The following is a 16,749-nucleotide window of genomic DNA, read 5'->3' as shown; positions in this document are numbered from 1 at the left end:
AGGGGATTTGATGGATCTAATAAAACAATATGTAAAAAAGAGAAAAGGCTCATATTTTATGTCAATCTTATTGGCAATAATTGGAGTAGTGGCTGGGCTTTTTTCATATATATACATGGCAAAAATCATTGTAAATTTGATTAATGGCATAAGGGATATGAGCTTATACACTTCACTTTGTATAAGTATTTTCATAACATTTGTTATTAAAGAAGTGGCAGCAGGAATATCAACAACTATATCTCATACTGCAACCTTTAATTCATTAGGAGAAATTAGAAATGATATTTCTAAAAAACTTTTTAAGATGCCGCTGGGAGATGTACTATCAAGATCATCTGGAGAATTAAAAAATATTATAGTTGAGCAAGTTGATTCTATGGAAACATCCCTTGCCCACTTAGTGCCAGAATTTACGGCAAATTTAGTAGGACCTATTCTATTGTTTATTTACATGTTTACACTAGATTGGCGTTTAACTTTATTATCACTAATTCCATTTGTGGTAGGAATGTCTATTATGATGTCTGTTATGAATGCTCATTATAAGGAAATGTTTGGAAAGTCAGTTGCTATTGGTCAACACATGAATAATTCTATTGTCGAGTATATAAACGGTATTGAAGTAATCAAGACCTTTAATCAAAGCGAATCATCTTATAAAAAATACACTGATGCAGTTTATGACAATGCAAGCTTTTATTATAACTGGATGGGTGAATCTATGAATAGGGTTGCCATAGGTAGATTACTTTCTCCTATGGGAATTATTACCATCATACCCTTTGGGATTTTATTTTATATAAATGGAAGTATTGATTTAGGAAATTTAATTACCTTAATCGTCTTATCCTTTGCTACGGTTTCTAGCATTTTAAAAATCATGAACTATATGGACGACATGTCAAGAATATCAACTATAACTTCTGAAATAGGAAAAATTTTAAATTCAAGAGAGTTAGAAAATGTTGACAAGGGAGAAAAAATAGAATCCTATAATATAGAACTTCAAGACGTAGACTTTTCTTACGATGGGAAAAAGAAAGTTATTGATAATCTTTCTATGGAAATAAAAGAATCTAATGTTTCAGCCCTCGTTGGTCCTTCTGGGTCAGGCAAGTCCACAATAGCAAAACTTATTGCTGGATTTTGGAATGTAGATAAGGGATCTATTAAAATTGGCGGAGTAGAAACAAAAGATGTGTCGCTCGAAAACTTGTCTTCACTTATTTCTTTTGTATCCCAAGACAATTTCCTCTTTGATATGACTATAAAGGAAAATATTAGGCTTGGAAATAAGAATGCCTCTGACGAAGAAATTATAGATGTATGTAAAAAATCTGCCTGCCATGATTTTATTATGAATCTATCTAATGGTTATGATACAAGAGTTGGCGAAGGTGGAGGTCATCTATCTGGAGGAGAAAGACAAAGAATATCTATTGCTCGTGCCATGCTAAAAAATGCACCAATCGTAATTTTAGATGAAGCAACTTCTTATATAGATCCTGAAAATGAAGCTCTCATACAAAACGCCTTGGCAAATCTAGTTAAGGGTAAAACTTTAATCATAATTGCTCATAGGTTAAAGACAATTGTTGATGCAGATAGGATATTTGTTATTAAAGATGGTAAATTGGATTCTTATGGAAATCATAAAGAACTATTAAAGTCATCAGAGCTTTATAAGGAAATGGTTGATGCCAATGTAAGGGGTGATGAAAATGCTTAAGGTGTTTAAAAAGATATGGAATTTTTCTAAGGAAGAACAAGCAAATATTAAAAAATCTATTCTGGCTGGATTCTTTCATGCAGTATTTAATGCTCTACAATTTGGTGCAATTTACTATATGTTGGTAAATATACTCTCTAAAACTTTAGACTATAAGGCTATCTTTATTTGTCTTGGAATATTAGTTATATCCCTTGTTGGAAAGATAATGACACAAAAATCATCACAAATGGCACAAACACACGCTGGATATTTTATGGCAGCCCATAAGAGAATAGAAATAGGAGAAAAAATAAAAAGAGTTCCTATGGGTTTCTTTTCAAGCTTTTCACTAGGAAGATTAACTACTATTGCTACATCTTCACTTTCCCAAGCAGAAATGTGGGTGCCTATGCTTTTGGTTCTTGTACTTGGTGGAGTTTTAAATACTTTAGTCTTTGTCCTTGGAACTTTAATTTTTAACGTAAAAGTAGGACTGGTTGCTGTAGCAGGTGTGATAGTATTTTTCATCGTTACATCAATGATGGAGAAAAAATCATCAGCTAATGCAGACAAAATGACAGAAACACAAACAAGACTTACAAAAGAAGTATTAGCAACTTTACAAGGAATGCAGGTTATAAAATCCTATAATCTTGGTGGAGAAAATAACAGAGCTTTAAGAAAGTCTATAAAAGATACATCAAGAATACTCTTAGACCTAGAAAAATCTGTAGCACCATACACAGTTATTCAAAGAATTGTAATGGGAATAACAACAGTAGCTATGGTCTATGTATCATTAAAATTAAATTTATCTGGTGAACTTCCACTTGCTGAAACAATTCTTATGATTATAGCATCATTTATTATCTTTGAAGGCTTAATCGGGGCAGGATCAAACATGGCAATCCTAAGAGCTTGCGAAAATGCCATAGATTCTGTAGGTTTTATAGACTCAATGCCTGATATGAGAGAAGGAAGTATTACAGAGTCTATAAAAAATCACAACATAGACTTTAAAAATGTATCATTTTCCTATGATGATAGACCAATTTTAAAAAATGTATCAGCAGAGATAAAAGAAAATACCATGACTGCCATAGTTGGTCCATCTGGATCTGGTAAGACTACATTTTGTAATCTCATAGCAAGATTTTGGGATGTAAATTCTGGCGAGATTTTAATTGGTGGAAAAAATATAAAGGACTATAAGATAGAAAACTTAATGAATTCTATTTCCATGGTATTTCAAGATGTATATCTCTTTGAAGATACGATTGAGAACAATATAAAATTTGGAAAACAAAATGCAAGCCATGAAGAAGTTGTAGAAGCTGCAAAAAAAGCAAGATGTCATGAATTTATAGAAGCTTTACCAGAAGGCTATGACACTATCATCGGAGAAGGTGGAGCAAGTCTATCTGGTGGAGAAAAACAAAGAATTTCCATTGCAAGAGCTATGCTAAAAGATGCAGACATAATTATCTTTGATGAGGCAACTGCAAATATAGATCCAGAAAATGAAGATAAACTTAAAGAAGCAATAGAATCATTAACAAAAAATAAGACGGTAATTATGATTGCCCACAGACTAAAGACAATTAGAAATGCTGACCAGATTTTAGTCTTAAAAGATGGGGAAATAGTAGAACGTGGAAATCACGAAGAACTGATTAAGAATGATGGACTTTATTCAGACCTTATAAATGCAAAAGCTAAGGCAGAATCATGGAAATTAAATAATTGATAGGAAGAAAGATTTAAAGTCTTTGAATAGAAAAATTTAGATTAGAGGATTTATGCCTATGTGCATAAGTCCTCATTTTTTATGTTCAATTTAACATTAAAACTCAAAAATACTATAGAAAAATAAAAATTCTGGTTACCAAAGAGGGCAAATTTCACTTTATAAAGTGAGGGGTGTTTTATCATCTTTTTATAAAAATCAAAATACTTTGAAGTGTGAAGATTCTTGAAATTGATTATGTGAGATTAGAATATATCAAATTTAATCCACTAACCAAGATAAAAAAATCAACTTACATAGGAGGTTAAAATGCAAGCAATAAAGATTTACAGTATGAGAGTTGCTATGTTATGTAGACTTTATGATCTTAAATTAATTAATGATAAGGAATATACAAAAATTAAAAACAGATTAGAAAAAGATTATAAAAAGATGAATAGAAAGTAATTAATCTTGTGATATAATAACACTGTAGAAAGACACAAAATGGGAAGGAGGTAAAATGAATACTAAAGTAAAATTAATAAAAGCTTCAAATACAGGAGCAAGAAATAGAAATGCACTAGATTTAGAATTAAAACGTGTTGCAGCATATTGTCGAGTAAGTACAGATAGTAAAGACCAACTTGAATCATATAAATCGCAAGTTGATTATTACACAAATCTAATAAAAAATAATAAGAACTGGACTTTGGCTGGTATATATGCAGATGAAGCAACAACAGGAACAACTGCAACTAAAAGAGCAGATTTCATGAGACTAATTAGCGATTGCCAAAATGGAGATATAGATATGATAATTACTAAATCTATATCAAGATTTGCTAGAAACACATTAGATACTTTGAAATATGTAAGGCTTTTAAAGGAAAATAATGTTGGTGTAGTATTTGAAGAAGAAAATATAGATACTTTGACAATGGATGGAGAGCTATTACTAACAATATTAAGTTCAGTAGCTCAACAAGAAGTAGAAAATACCTCAGCCCATGTGAAAAAAGGACTGAAAATGAAAATGGAAAAAGGGGAACTTATTGGTTTTCAAGGTTGCCTTGGATACGACTATGACCCTATAACAAAAACTATCTCTATAAATGAAGAAGAAGCCAAAATTGTTAGATATATCTTTAAAAGATATTTAGAGGGCAATGGTGGCTCAGTCATTGGTAGGGAACTAGAAGAACAAGGATATCTTACCCCTAGAGGTAAAACAAAATGGTCTGATACTACAGTGTTAGGAATAATTAAAAATGAAAAGTATATTGGAGATATTCTAATGGGAAAGACCTTCACAGTTGATCCCATAACAAAAAGAAGACTAGCAAACTTTGGTGAATCTGATAAATATCACATTGAAAATCATCACGAGCCAATTATATCAAAAGAAGACTTTGAAAAGGCACAAGAGATTAGACTCAGGAGAGCACAAAATAGAAACACCATTGCTAATAAGGATAGAAAAAGAGAGAAACTATCAAGACAATACGCTTTTTCAAGTATGCTGGAATGTGGATTTTGTGGAGAAATACTTTCAAGAAGAACTTGGCACACAAGTTCAACTTACAAAAAAATTAACTGGCAATGTGTAAGGTCAACAAAAAAAGGTAAAAAATATTGCCCTCATTCAAAAGGAATACAAGAAGCAGCAATAGAAAAAGCTTTTGTTGAAAGCTATAGGCAATTATGCCATGCAGATTCAACAGTAATTGATGACTTTTTAAAAATTGTAGAAGAAGAAATAAATGATAATACTTTAGTCAAAGATTTGAAAAAGTTAGAAAATCAATTAAATAGAATCATTAGTCAAGAAAGAAAGTTAGTTGATCTTCATTTAGAAGATAGTATAGACGAAGAAGTTTATGCTAAAAAGTATAAAAAACTTACAAAACAAAAAGAAGAATTACTTGATGAAAAGAAAACACTAGAGCTAACTATCAAAGATGAAAACTCCATTAAAGAAAGACTAAAGCAATTTAAAAATATCTTAGAGAACAAAGAAATTATAGAGGAATTTAATAGAACAGTATTTGAAAGCATAGTTGATAAAGTCGTGGTTGGCAGAATCGACAAAGACGGAATCGTTCATCCTTATGACTTAACATTCTATTTCAAAACAGGAGTTAAATATAGTCAAGATTCTAATAACTTCAAGGATAAAAGAAAAAATGCCAAAGATAATGATATTGATAAATTGTGCTCCCACAAGAATGACGAGGATAAAAAATTATGTTCCCAAGCAAAAGATAACGCATGTGGAGACTGTAGTATTGATGTCAAGAAAATAGAATAACAAGCTATAAACTGTTGAAATAGGTACTTTTAGGATTTTAATAGAAATCAGTTCTATAATAAATTAAAAATCGTGTTGGTAGAAAAATCATCTACTTCTACCAACACGATTTTACAAAGAGCCAGTACTTACATCTCTTTTTCTCCTATAAAACTATTGTATCTTGATACTTTAAGGAGTTTCAATCATTAGATCTGTTAACCGTTATTTTTTGGATCTAAACTTAATAAAATAGCATTAATGGCGACGATGACTGTTGACACAGACATTAGGATTGCTCCTACTGCTGGACTTAATGTGAAGTCAATAGGGGCCAAAATTCCCGCAGCTAGAGGGATAGCTATAAAGTTATAGCCGGCTCCCCAAAAGAGGTTTTGTTTCATTTTACGAGTTGTTTTGTGTGATAATTCAATGAATGATTCAATATCTCCTGGATCGGATTGAGTCAAGATGACATCAGCTGAATCAAGTGCAACTTGAGTTCCAGCACCGACAGCTATACCAACGTCTGCCATGGCAAGAGAAGGGGCATCATTGACACCGTCACCTACCATGATAACTTTTTTTCCTTCATCTTTAAGTTCTTTTACTAATTCATACTTGTCTTGTGGAGATTGATTTGATCTATATTCAATCCCTAAGTCTTCTGCCGCGCCTTGAGCTGCTTTTTCATTATCACCTGTTGCCATAATTGGCTCTATATTGTTATTTTTAAGAGCTTCTATTAACTCTTTACTGGTTGCTTTTAATTCATCCCCCAAAGCTACAGCACCAATGGCATCATCGTTTTCTACTAAGACACTGAGAGTTGCTCCTTTTGGAATATCCATATCTAGATTACGTCCGTATGCTTTTTGACTGATTAATTGGTATTGGTGTCCATTGGATTTACCTTCTACGCCAGCACCGGAAATAACATCAATAGAATCAAAAGATGCTGGACGTATATCTTGCTGCTCGGCGAAACTTATAATTGATTGAGCAATAGGATGACTAGACCCTCCTTCAATACCTGCCAATAGTGAAATGATTTCCTCTTTTGTATATTTGTCATTAAGAAGTTTTACATCTAATACTTTAAACTCACCAGTTGTTAAAGTACCCGTTTTATCTAAAATCATCACATCTGCATCTTGAGCTATTTCTAAAGATTCTCGGTCTTTTACTAGTAAGCCACGGCTTGCCCCTAAGCTTGTGCTACGAGCGGTGACCAATGGAATAGCTAGACCCAAAGCGTGAGGACAAGCTATAACTAATGTTGTGATAGCAAATTTTACTGCCGTTGGGATGTCCGCTATAAGCGTCCATACTACAAAAGCTATTAGTGCGGCAGTTACTGCAATATAGAACAGCCACCCTGCAACTTTTTGAGCAATATTTTCTGCACGAGAAGGTTGACTTTGAGCTTGGCTAATTAAATCCTGTACTTGAGAGATAAAGGACTTGTCACCTGTCTCAAGTACTTTAATATAAAGAACCCCTTCTCCATTTGTTGAGCCTCCGATTACTTCATCGCCAGGACCTTTTTTAACTGCTTTTGATTCTCCAGTCAAAAGAGCTTCATTTACACGTGATTCGCCACGCTCGATAGTTCCGTCTGCTGGCACATTTTCTCCTGCTTGAACACGAATTAAATCACCTACCTTTAAGTCAGCAACTGGTCGTGTTTCTATTGAATCGTCATCTAATACTACATGAGCATCTTTTGGTACTAGCTTAGCCAGTTCTTCTTGTGCATCTCCTGCTTCTCCAATAGCTTTCATCTCAATCCAGTGACCTAATAACATGATTAATAGTAATGAAGCAAATTCAAAGAAAAAATCCATAATTTGTTCACCTGTTAGGTAGCTTGCTATTACAGTATAAATACTATATAAATATGAAACACTTAAACCTAAAGAAACGAGAGCCATCATTCCAGGTTCTTTTTGTTTAAATTCGTCAACTGCCCCTTGATAGAATGGACGTCCACCATAAATAATTAATATAGTAGATAAAATAGCTACTACAATATCAGAATATGGAAAAGTAAACTGGAATGGTAGGTCAAACCCAGCCATAGGGGATAAGAGCATAATAATGATTCCTATTGGCAATGATTTTAAGAAAAGTTCCTTAAAGTTCCCGTGATGATGGTGGTCATGCCCACTGTGTCCGCTGTGATCATGCCCAGCATGATGGTCGTGATGTTGATTCTTATGGTCTCCATGTTCTTCCGTGCTTACGTGCTTATGTTTTGAATGATCCATGTCGCCATGATTATGGTGACTGTGGGATGAATGTTTGTTGTTATTGTTCATTTTAAATTCCTCCTTATTCTTAATGATGATGTAAATGACATTTGCATTGTCCTTCTGGACAATTGCAATCCACTTCTTCTACTGCGAAAGATTTTTTCATCTCTAATATTTTTTCTAGTCGATCTATATCATCGAAGCTTAAAACATGATCTTCAATGATGCTTCCTATTACATTTCCGACTTTCTTATTGCAAATACGGTTAAAAATATCTTCTGCATAATCCCTTACGGCTTCTGTCTCTTCAATATTAGCAGTGTAAATAAACTTTCTACCTTCTTGCTCTGTATTTAGTACGCCTTTTCCAACTAATCGACCTAAGATCGTTTTGATAGTGGATTGTGTCCAGTCCATTTTTTCTTGCAATATGGAAATGACTTTTTTACTAGTTACTCGATCATTTGCCCAAACTACACGCATGACTTCCCATTCAGCATCTGTGATATGAGTATTATATACTATTGCATCCATTTTCTTACCCTCCTTTGAGTTTACAATTGTAGACTTAATACTTAAAATAAGTTTACTCTTGTAAACTTATCTTGTCAAGTATTTTTAATAAATGTAATCAACTATTATTACGTTTTTTTCCAATTTCTTCACAGTACGATTTATAAGGTTATCATTGCTTTACATTATCCATGTCGAGGCGGTAGTATTAATGTCAAGAAAATAAGATAAGAGGCTATAAAAGTGTTAAAACGGGAGGTTAGGATTATAAAAGAAATCTTAAAAGCCATTTTTCTTTTTGGAAAATACCTTATGAGAACATATCAATAGTAAAAATCTTAGGGGTGTATATACAGCATAATCATATATAATATATTAAAATAAATTAAACTAAATAAATTATCAACTATTAGTTGGTTTTAAGTCTAACTTTTAGAGATCAGTTAATAATATTGTATCTTTTTTTACAAATATCTAGTTACTTTAAAATGACTATAATATCCTATGTGATGTAAATTTAATTAAAGGTAATGGAACAATGATAAGAATATCTATCATTTTGTATTTCTGTCAACGCACTTGAAAAAATCCTACTATTATAGTATACTTTAGCCAATATTTAAAGGAAAGGTGGGAAGATTGTGAAATTATTTCTTCAAATGACTCCATTGGCAACTGCCAAGGCACAATGTGTGTGCAGTCAATTTTTTATTGGATATAAAAATTAAACATTTTGAAAGGAGAAATAATGAAAACAATAATATCCGCTTTATTAGTTTTTGTCTCTACATCCATTGACTACTTAGTTGTTTTGACTATTTTATTCGCCAGTCAAGGCAAGAAAGGCTTGAAATCAATTTATGCAGGACAGTATTTAGGTACAGGAATTCTTGTACTGGTCAGTCTTATTGTCGCTTATTTTTTAAACTTTATTCCACAAGATTGGATTATCGGACTCCTTGGTCTAATTCCACTAGGTCTTGGTATAAGAGCAATTTTTGTGGATGAAGATGTTGATGAAGAGGACATCGAAGGAAAATTTGCCGGAAATGGATCAAAAATCTTAGCATTTACAAGTTTAACAGTGGCAATGGGTGGAGATAATTTAGGAATTTATATACCCTATTTTACAGGAAAGAGTTTGATTGAGATTAGTATAAGTTTACTAATATTTGCATTAGGGATTTTGATCCTTTGCAAATTATCTCAAAGTCTCGCTTCAATATCTGCTATAGGAGAGACTGTAGAGAAGTACGAAAAAATAATAGTACCAGTCGTGTTTATTGGACTTGGTCTCTATATATTGCTTGAAAATGGAACTATTAATTATCTCATATCCCTAATCACAAGTTAGTAGTCTATTTTTATATTTCAGACCTATTAAAGGAAATTTTTAGTAGGTCTTTTTTTGCTTAATGAAAATTTTCATTTGAGAATGAAAGCTTTGATACAGTTTTTAATCTAGTTTCAAATGTTTGCATTGAGGATTTAGAAAATATGTATAAAGAGGTTTCATGGGTATTAAAAATGTGATTTATTAATGCTAGGTTCATGAATTAATGAATTTATATATATGATTCCGATATTGTGTAGAATAAACTTAATGAAGAATTATTTTAAAAGTATTCATTACCATTTAATTCTAGAAAATTTGAGGAAGAAAGTAAGATAAAAATTAATCCAGAATATAGATATGAATTTATTCATACCTTAGAATCTCAAATTAGAGGACAACTAAAAAGGTATTGCTATGATAGATTTTTTACGAATCTTGTGGTGAAAGAAACAGACTTTCAAAGTTTGGAAATAACTACATAGTTAATCTTTATATTAAGCTTTAGTATAAAATATATAGTAGAGGATAATAACTTAATTTATATTTTATAAGAGTTAATAATTACAATTCTAAGTTTGCTCATCTGATAACTTTTAAATTTAACCTTATGTTATTGATAAAAGGCTTATGGATATGTTCCAAAATACGGATATGAATGCTCGAAGTTCTTAATGAGCAGTCGACTCATGTGGAAGCTGTAGTGTTTTTGACAATTAAGAACGCTTAAAAACTCTTATATGCTTGAAATAAATACATAATTAATCAGATAAATAACAATATTATCATAGATATTTTTAATAAGATTACGGTATAAAATTAAGGAAAATAACATGAATAAAATTATCGTTAATGAAAATATAAAACTTGTACCATATTTTGAAAACTATGAAACAACTTTGAAGTGGTACGAAGATAAAGATGTATGCAAACAAGTCGACAACATAGATTTCTTATACGATATTGAAAGACTTAAAAAAATGTACAATTATTTGAATACACACGGGACATTATACTACATTGAATATAAAAATGAATTAGTTGGAGATATCTCCTTGAGTAATGACAATGAAGTAGCAATAGTTGTGTGTAAAGAATTTCAAAACAAATACATAGGACGAAATTGTGTCAAAAAGATTTTGGAATTAGCAAAAGAAAAGGGATCAAAATCTGTCATGGCAAAAATTTACGCTTTTAATCATCAAAGCAGAAAAATGTTTGAAGCTGTAGGTTTTAAGCAAATCGACGAAGAAGTATATGTATACAAATTATAAGCGACGAACTAGTCGCTTTTTTGTTGTAAAAATTTACTAAACTATTACAAAATTTTAAATTGCTATTCATATTGATATTTTTAATGTAATATCGTAATATTGAATTATACAATTTTGTATTTTATAATATGGATTAGCTGAGAATATATAATTTATTGGTTGTAAAAATCATAAAAGGTGAATATAAGTATTTCGGTAATTATGTGCCTATTATATAGAGGTTCTTAGAAATTTATATTATAAAATGATTAAGAAGACATGAGTAAATAGTTTCAAGCATGTTACAAGAAGCATTTGTACTTCTAAGGTTTATGATTGAGCTTAAAATAGGAAATTGTATAAAATAAATACAATCAAAAATCAAAGAATCAACTAAAAAGAAATACATTTATAAAAATAAAAATTACATCAAAGGAATAACTATGAATAAAACATTACTCAGCACAACTATAAAAACAGCTATAGCAGCCACCTTGTCACTTATTGTAGCTAAATATTTAGGACTTGAATTTTCATCTTCAGCAGGAATTATTACCATCCTTGATATATTTGAGACTAGACAAGATACACTGAAGGGTGGATTTAAAAGGGCATTATCTGCAATAATAGCTCTTGTTTTAGGGATTTTGGTATTTGAAATTTTTGACTACAAAACTTGGGCCTTTGGCCTATATTTACTCTTATTTGTCCCTATATCTTTCCTATTAAAAATTGAACTAGGCCTGGGTCCTTCAAGCGTAATAGTTACACATTTATTAAGCTATGGAACGATTAATTCTCAAATTATTATAAATGAACTGGGCCTTGTACTTATTGGAACTGGATTTGCTATGTTGACCAACTTGTATGCACCAGAAAGTCAGGATGAGTTGATAGATTGGATAGAAGATATTGATGGTGATATAAAGGATATCTTAAATTTTTATGGAAATATTCTTGTGAAACATATTGATGTAGAAGTTTATGAGGGGAAGATCAAAAAGCTTGAATATGACATAGATAAGGCACTTGATCTTGCGATTATTGAAAAAGACAACCGTATAGAAAATAGTAAGAATTTGCTTATTAAACTTAACCAAAGGGAAAGAGAGATGGACCTTTTAAAGGAGATGTATGACGACTTGAAGGAAATTCCCGTAGAATATGCTGATGGAAAATTGATATCTGATATAATAATTGATACTTCAAATAACCTTACAGAAGATGGAGATATGGTTACGGTCAAAAATAGAATTGAATTTTTAAAAGAGCATTTTAATATGATGGAACTACCTGAAACTCATGAAGACTTTCTTATACGCTCAGCTATTTTTCAAGTTTTTAGAAGCTTGAATCAGTTTATAGATATAAGAAGGAATATTAATTCGGAAGTTTTCAAAATCTGACGGAAAATAAGGGCGATTATTAAATTATAAATAGTAATAACATGATTTATACAGAATTTGGATTATTAGATTTTGGAGTGACTTATGAAAATACAAGTTATGAACGTAGAAGATATCTATAAAGTACTTGACTTATATGTTAATTACTATAACAAAATAGAAGGATCCAGCTGGAATGAGAAAACAGCTTACAAAAGAATACATCAAGTTATAAGCATGGAGGATTCATTTTCTTTGATTATTGCAGATATGACTAAAATCGTAGGTTTTGCTATGGGGTATTTTAAACAATATGATGATATTATAGGTTATACTTTAGAGGAGATAGTAATTGATTACAAGTTCCAAAACAGAGGATATGGTACAGCATTAGTTAAAAGACTTGAGAATTATGTAAAGGATATGGGAGCTTCATGTGTAGAGCTTAAAGCGGTGAATGACAAAATGCACGACAACTTTTATGGGAAAATTGGCTATCAAGACTCAAGTACTTTTATTGACAAAGTTAAGTGGCTAGATTAATACATAAGTATCAAGTATTTATTAAATTTTACAACATCTGATATATTTTTATATGAAAGCTGACTATGTCGGTTTTTTGATAGAGATATATGTATATAAAATAGATTCTTAAGAATTATATTAAGAAATATATAATGTCTTATTATTTAATTATAAGTTTGGATAAATACTTCAAATATAATATAAATTAATTAATAAGAAATAAATCTTAAGTTAATTATAAGAGGAATAATCGAATGAAAAAAGTGAAATATTTGATAATGATTTCTGCGATAGCGTTAACTTTTTGGTATGTAATTTCTATTTTTAACAGTAACGATTCAATTGATATTGATTCAATTAAGTTAAATGATAACAGAATAGAAGATTCTAAAATAAGCACCCAAAATTATATAGAGGATTTTAATTTTGTCTATAATACTCTGAAAACTTATTATCCTTTTTTCAAAATTAATGAAAAGAAAAATGGATTTGATTGGCTTTCAAATAGAAAAAAATATGAAAAATATATTTCGGAGTCAATAAGTGATGAAGATTTTTTCAATAGAATGAATGATGTTTTGTCTGATTTAAATAATTCGCATACAAATTTAATTCCACAAAGTAATGGAATCTTTATGTACATAATCTATAGGAATTTTTCTTATAGTGACTGGAGATATGATATTTCTAAGATTTATGAAAAGGATAAGGTTAGAAGTAGATATAAGATAAATCAGGATAATATAAATAAATTTAATAATGTAAATTATAACAAAAAATTATTAAATGATCCAAATTATCAAAATTTAACTACAGATATTTTAATAAAAGATAAGATTGCTTATATAAAAATTAATTCTCTCCTTAGAGAACTGTTTATAAATAATGATAAAGAAATATTAAGAAATTTCTTAGATAAAATAAAATCCTATCCTTATTTAATTGTTGATATTAGAGGTAATGGTGGTGGAGATACAAGGTACTGGCAAGACTTTTTATTACCTCAAATTATTGATAAAGACTATGAGACTACAGTGCACAGTTTTTTTAAGGGCGGAAAACTTAATAGAAAAATAATAAATCAAAAAGGGGTTAGTAAGGATATAAACAAATATTTATCTAAAGTGGAATGTGAAGATGAAGTAAAATCAATAATAAAAGATTTTAACTATTATGCATCTTCTACTATTAACATCAGTCCATCTAAAGATTCCATTAGATATAAGGGTGATATTTATCTTTTAGTTGATGATGATGTATGTTCGTCTTCGGAAAGTCTGGCATCATTCTGTAAAGAAACAAAACTAGCAAAATTAGTTGGTTCAATAACTGGAGGAGAAGGATTAGGTTTTGACCCAATGCAGATAAATCTCCCAAACACTGGATATGTGCTTAGATTTGCTAATAATTTGACGATTACAGAATCAGGATCCATAAATGAGTTGGACAAAACAGTTCCTGATATAAAGGTAGAAACAGATTATACATATACTTCTAAAAGGTTGATAGATCAGGATATAATTAAAGCAGTTATCAAAGATACAAATATAGAATAGATTAATAGATTTTATAATGATAATTATTTAACCTATAATAAGAAACCGATTTGTAGTATATAATGTTAGTAGATTAGTATAAAAGGTATCAAAAATATAAAAGATTTAATAATGGATTTAAGATTGTAGCCTACTATATTGTGATATTATAGTAGCAAGTAAATGAAACGTTAGGATTCTGGAGAAAATTGCAGAATAGAAGATTAATTCGGGAGGTATATTTTATGCTAGGTGAAATAATTGTTATAGGTGTTGGTGTTGTATTTATTATATTAGGCTATTTAGTTTGGAAAAGAGAGAAAATCAATATACTACATAGCTATCATTACAGAAATGTTTCTCCAGATAATAAAAAAGTTTTTTGCAAAATGACAGGGCAAGGTTTGATTTTAATAGGTAGTGGCCTTCTAATTACTGGAATAGCCATTTCTAAAACACATTCTATGTATAGTTTTATAGCTTTTGTTGTGGGAATTATTGCTGGAATAACTTTGTTAATTAGTGCTGGGTCAAAATATAATAATTGATAAATATATAAGAAAAAAACTGCTAACATAGCAGTTTTTTTCTTGCGTGTGACCAAACAACTAGTTTTACCTATTTATTGTTGGTATTATCACGTTATAATATTTTTATTTCCTAGTCTTCTTTTTGAATGATTTCAATCTTGTAACCATCTGGATCTGTTACGAAAAAATATTTATCAGAATTATCACTTAGGCCTCTAAGTTCAGTTACTTCAAAACCTTTTTCTAAAAATTCTTCCCTTAGAGATTTGATATCTGGGTGGGAAATAGCAATATGGCCGTATCCTTCTCCTAGTTCGTAAGCCTCTTCTTGGTCATAATTATAGGTTAACTCAAGTTCGTAATCTGGACTTTTTGGAAGTTTCAAATAAACAAGATCAAATTTCTTATCTGGAAATTCCTTTCTTCTAGATTCTACGAAACCTAACTCTTCAGTATAAAATTTAAAAGACTTATCAAGGTCTTTAACTCTAATCATTGTGTGTAAAAATTTCATATTGTCCTCCTAGTCTATGTATAACCCAAAAGGGGAAAATTTATTCAAAGGATATTGAATTTAGGACAATTAAACAAATTTTCTAAAATTTTATTAAAAATTATGACCAATTGAAAACTATAAGTAAATACTAGAATATTATTTTTATATTGTTTTAATTATATCTTATAAGTGATAAAATTTATGTAAGGAAAATATTAGAATTAAAATTTGAGGTGGAATTATGGCTATTAAGCTAAGTTTAGGATTTTTTATAGGTTGTATTTTATTAGTTACTGTATATAAATCGAAGTTTAAAGGAGATATCGGGGAGCTTGCAGTAGCGGTTGTTTTAAAGGATTTAGATAAGGAAAAGTACAAAATTCTCCATGATTTAAAAATAGAAAATCCAGAAACTTTGACAAAAACAAGCCAGATTGACCATATAATTGTTTCTACTTTTGGTATTTTCTGCATTGAGACTAAGGGATACAAAGGGAAAATATATGGAAAAGAATCTTACAGACAATGGTGTCAATATTTGCCAAAGCACAAGAATTACTTCATGAATCCTGTTTATCAAGACTATGGACATATAAAAGCTATTGAGACAATTTTAAAAAATGATTATCCTAATATGACATATTATTCTATAATAGCTTTCTCAGGAGAAGCAAATTTAGATAAAGTTGAAACTCAGAATGCAAAAGTTTGCAAGATAAAGGACTTAGAGGATGTAATAAATGAATTATCTGTTAGTGAGATATGTGAGAAAGAGGATATTCAGAAAATAATTCAACTAATTAATTCAAATAAATCAAGAGAAACTGACTTTAACCATGCAAGAGATATTAAAAGACTTAAAAAATCAAATAAAGAAAAAATAAAAGAAAATATTTGTCCTAAATGTGGAGCTAAGTTGATTGAGAGTGAGGGAAAATATGGGAAATTCATAGGTTCTTCTAACTTTCCTAAGTGTAGGTTTGTTACAAAAATTAATTCAGACAAGTAGTTTTATCTTTTAATAATTTTGTTTTAATAAGGAGATTTGGTATAAAAATTTTACTTAATCTCCTTTTTCTATTATAATAATATATGTAAATTAATGATCTATGGGAGCTATGTGCTGAGAGGAAGTTCGACTTCGACCATCAAACCGGTCAGGATAATGCCTGCGTGGGATGAAGCATATTTAT

General features: G+C 30.2%; 14 protein-coding genes and 1 pseudogene. 12 read left to right on the top strand and 3 right to left on the bottom strand.

All coding sequences use genetic code 11. From position 1 onward, the window contains the following. Positions 1 to 10 precede the first annotated feature (10 nt). The 4 genes from E0D87_RS07865 to E0D87_RS07855 all read left to right on the top strand — a co-directional run bounded on the left by E0D87_RS07865 (position 11) and on the right by E0D87_RS07855 (position 5,751). Positions 11 to 1,732, top strand: a complete 1,722-nt coding sequence (locus E0D87_RS07865; protein WP_130820043.1) for an ABC transporter ATP-binding protein — start codon at positions 11 to 13, stop codon at positions 1,730 to 1,732. Continuing rightward, positions 1,725 to 3,461, top strand: coding sequence for an ABC transporter ATP-binding protein (locus E0D87_RS07860; RefSeq protein ID WP_130820195.1), 1,737 nt, complete (start codon positions 1,725 to 1,727; stop codon positions 3,459 to 3,461). Before E0D87_RS07865 ends, E0D87_RS07860 begins: the two co-directional genes overlap by 8 nt. A gap of 309 nt (positions 3,462 to 3,770) precedes the next feature. After that, positions 3,771 to 3,908, top strand: coding sequence for a hypothetical protein (locus tag E0D87_RS09130; RefSeq protein WP_165442733.1), 138 nt, complete (start codon positions 3,771 to 3,773; stop codon positions 3,906 to 3,908). 55 nt (positions 3,909 to 3,963) lie between these two features. After that, complete coding sequence (locus E0D87_RS07855) at positions 3,964 to 5,751, top strand: recombinase family protein (protein WP_130820042.1); 1,788 nt, start codon at positions 3,964 to 3,966, stop codon at positions 5,749 to 5,751. Positions 5,752 to 5,948: 197 nt separating this feature from the next. Here E0D87_RS07855 and E0D87_RS07850 read toward each other — a convergent pair whose 3' ends face one another. Both E0D87_RS07850 and E0D87_RS07845 read right to left on the bottom strand, forming a co-directional pair. Continuing rightward, positions 5,949 to 8,051, bottom strand: coding sequence for a heavy metal translocating P-type ATPase (locus E0D87_RS07850; RefSeq protein ID WP_130820041.1), 2,103 nt, complete (start codon positions 8,049 to 8,051; stop codon positions 5,949 to 5,951). A 19-nt stretch (positions 8,052 to 8,070) separates the two neighbouring features. Continuing rightward, on the bottom strand, positions 8,071 to 8,520 hold the full coding sequence (locus E0D87_RS07845; protein ID WP_130820040.1) for a CopY/TcrY family copper transport repressor: 450 nt from the start codon (positions 8,518 to 8,520) through the stop codon (positions 8,071 to 8,073). Positions 8,521 to 9,247: 727 nt separating this feature from the next. Between E0D87_RS07845 and E0D87_RS07840 the strand changes: the two genes are divergently transcribed. The 7 genes and pseudogenes from E0D87_RS07840 to E0D87_RS07810 all read left to right on the top strand — a co-directional run bounded on the left by E0D87_RS07840 (position 9,248) and on the right by E0D87_RS07810 (position 15,078). Continuing rightward, positions 9,248 to 9,853 carry a CadD family cadmium resistance transporter gene (locus E0D87_RS07840; protein WP_130820039.1) on the top strand — a complete coding sequence of 202 codons (606 nt, stop codon included), beginning with the start codon at positions 9,248 to 9,250 and terminating at the stop codon, positions 9,851 to 9,853. Between the two features lie 68 nt (positions 9,854 to 9,921). Then, positions 9,922 to 10,340 (top strand): annotated as a pseudogene (locus tag E0D87_RS09270) (class I SAM-dependent methyltransferase); the annotation flags it as partial. A gap of 325 nt (positions 10,341 to 10,665) precedes the next feature. Further along, complete coding sequence (locus E0D87_RS07830; protein WP_130820038.1) at positions 10,666 to 11,106, top strand: GNAT family N-acetyltransferase; 441 nt, start codon at positions 10,666 to 10,668, stop codon at positions 11,104 to 11,106. 422 nt (positions 11,107 to 11,528) lie between these two features. Further along, a complete protein-coding gene (locus E0D87_RS07825; protein WP_130820037.1) occupies positions 11,529 to 12,491 on the top strand; it encodes an aromatic acid exporter family protein in 963 nt (320 codons plus the stop codon). Positions 12,492 to 12,575: 84 nt separating this feature from the next. After that, on the top strand, positions 12,576 to 13,013 hold the full coding sequence (locus E0D87_RS07820) for a GNAT family N-acetyltransferase (RefSeq protein ID WP_130820036.1): 438 nt from the start codon (positions 12,576 to 12,578) through the stop codon (positions 13,011 to 13,013). 236 nt (positions 13,014 to 13,249) lie between these two features. After that, positions 13,250 to 14,551 carry a S41 family peptidase gene (locus tag E0D87_RS07815; RefSeq protein WP_130820035.1) on the top strand — a complete coding sequence of 434 codons (1,302 nt, stop codon included), beginning with the start codon at positions 13,250 to 13,252 and terminating at the stop codon, positions 14,549 to 14,551. 224 nt (positions 14,552 to 14,775) lie between these two features. Beyond that, complete coding sequence (locus E0D87_RS07810) at positions 14,776 to 15,078, top strand: DUF3784 domain-containing protein (protein WP_130820034.1); 303 nt, start codon at positions 14,776 to 14,778, stop codon at positions 15,076 to 15,078. A 112-nt stretch (positions 15,079 to 15,190) separates the two neighbouring features. Here E0D87_RS07810 and gloA read toward each other — a convergent pair whose 3' ends face one another. Then, a complete protein-coding gene (gene gloA / locus E0D87_RS07805) occupies positions 15,191 to 15,574 on the bottom strand; it encodes a lactoylglutathione lyase (RefSeq protein WP_130820033.1) in 384 nt (127 codons plus the stop codon). Positions 15,575 to 15,797: 223 nt separating this feature from the next. Here gloA and E0D87_RS07800 point away from each other — a divergent pair, with 223 nt between their 5' ends. Next, the gene (locus E0D87_RS07800; RefSeq protein ID WP_130820032.1) at positions 15,798 to 16,565 is read left to right on the top strand and encodes an NERD domain-containing protein; all 768 of its coding nucleotides are present in this window, start codon (positions 15,798 to 15,800) and stop codon (positions 16,563 to 16,565) included. Positions 16,566 to 16,749 lie beyond the last annotated feature (184 nt).

Origin of the sequence: Anaerococcus vaginimassiliensis, from assembly GCF_900626155.1 — a bacterium.
GTDB classification, from domain to species: domain Bacteria; phylum Bacillota; class Clostridia; order Tissierellales; family Peptoniphilaceae; genus Anaerococcus; species Anaerococcus vaginimassiliensis.
Note: the sequence above shows the minus strand (reverse complement) of the source record. Positions and strands in the feature narration are given on the sequence as shown.